This is a genomic window from Streptomyces sp. NPDC046881, from assembly GCF_040645015.1.
Lineage (GTDB): Bacteria > Actinomycetota > Actinomycetes > Streptomycetales > Streptomycetaceae > Streptomyces.
Genome location: NZ_JBEYXJ010000242.1, coordinates 1 through 1362 on the forward strand (window position 1 = coordinate 1; position 1362 = coordinate 1362).

At 82.3% G+C, this 1362-nt stretch carries 1 pseudogene; it reads left to right on the forward strand.

Annotation, left to right across the window (positions count from 1 at the left end):
• Positions 1-128 precede the first annotated feature (128 nt).
• A pseudogene (locus ABZ923_RS41295) lies at positions 129-1202 on the forward strand (ATP-dependent helicase); the annotation flags it as partial.
• Positions 1203-1362: the final 160 nt, after the last annotated feature.

Below are 1362 nucleotides of genomic sequence, written 5' to 3' on the forward strand. Positions count from 1 at the left end.
GCCCAGCGGTTCGTGCCGCCGCGGTACCGCCCGCGGCGCCGGGCTCCGGAGGCCGGGGCCGCCCCCCCCCCCGGGGGGGCGCGGGGGGGGCCGGGGCCCCGCCCGCCCCGGCCCCCCCCCCCCCCGACGAGGCCGCCGTCGAGACGGTGACCACGGCCGAGGGCACCGCCGTCCTGGAGACGCCGGAGAAGCCGCGCCGCCGCCGTACCCGGAAGCCTGCCGCGACGGAGGCACCGGCGACCGGGCAGGTGACCGAGCCGACCGCGGACGTGACCCCGGTGGCCGAGCCGGTGGCCGAGGCCGTGACCGAGTCCGTGATCGCGGACAGCCCGGTGGCGGAGCCCGAGGCCGCGCCGGCCGCGGAGACCAAGCCGCGCCGCCGCACCCGCAAGACGGCCGAGCCGGCCCCCGAGGCCGCGCCGGCACCGGAGGCGGGCGAGGCCGAGACCAAGCCGCGCCGCACCCGCAAGACCGCCGCAGCCGCCGAGACCGCGGTGGACACCGCCGAGGCCACCGAGGCCAAGCCGCGCCGCCGCACCCGCAAGGCAGCGGAGCCGGCCGCGCCGGAGGCCCCCGAGGCCGAGGTCGAGGCCAAGCCGCGCCGCACCCGCAAGACCGCCGCTGCCGCCGAGGCCGCCGTGGACACCGCGGAAGGCACGGAAGCCAAACCGCGCCGCACCCGCAAGACCGCCGCAGCCGCGCCGGAGGCGACCGAGGCGGAAGCCGAGGCCAAGCCGCGCCGGACCCGCAAGACCGCGGCAGCCGCGCCGGAGGCGACCGAGGCCGAGGCCAAGCCCCGCCGAACCCGCAAGACCGCCGCAGCCGCCGAGACCGCCGTGGACACCGCGGAAGGCACGGAAGCCAAACCGCGCCGCACCCGCAAGACCGCCGCAGCCGCGCCGGAGGCGACCGAGGCCGAGGCCGAGGCCAAGCCGCGCCGCACCCGGAAGGCCGCAACCGCCGCCGTGGACGCGGTCGACGGGGAAGCGGTCGCCGCTCCGAAGGCGCGCCGGACCCGTAAGGCCGTTGCCGAGGCGGCCGCTCCGGAGATTCCGGCGCAGGCCACCGAGGAGCCGGCGGTGAAGCCGCGGCGGACCCGCAAGACGGCCGCGACGGCACCGGAGACCGCCGAGGCCGGGGCGGCGCCCAAGCCGCGCCGGACGCGCAGGACGGCCGCCGCCGTCGAGGCCCCCGAGGCCTGACCGGGCTCCGCCCGCACGGCGGAGACGACGACCGGTCCCTCCGGCCGGGGGGGCCCAAGAGGGCCGCCCCCGGGGGGATAGGGCGCCCCCCGCGGCGCCCCCCCCCCCCCCCCCCGCGCCCCCCCCCCCCCCCCCCCGCCCCCCCGCCCCCCCCCCCCCC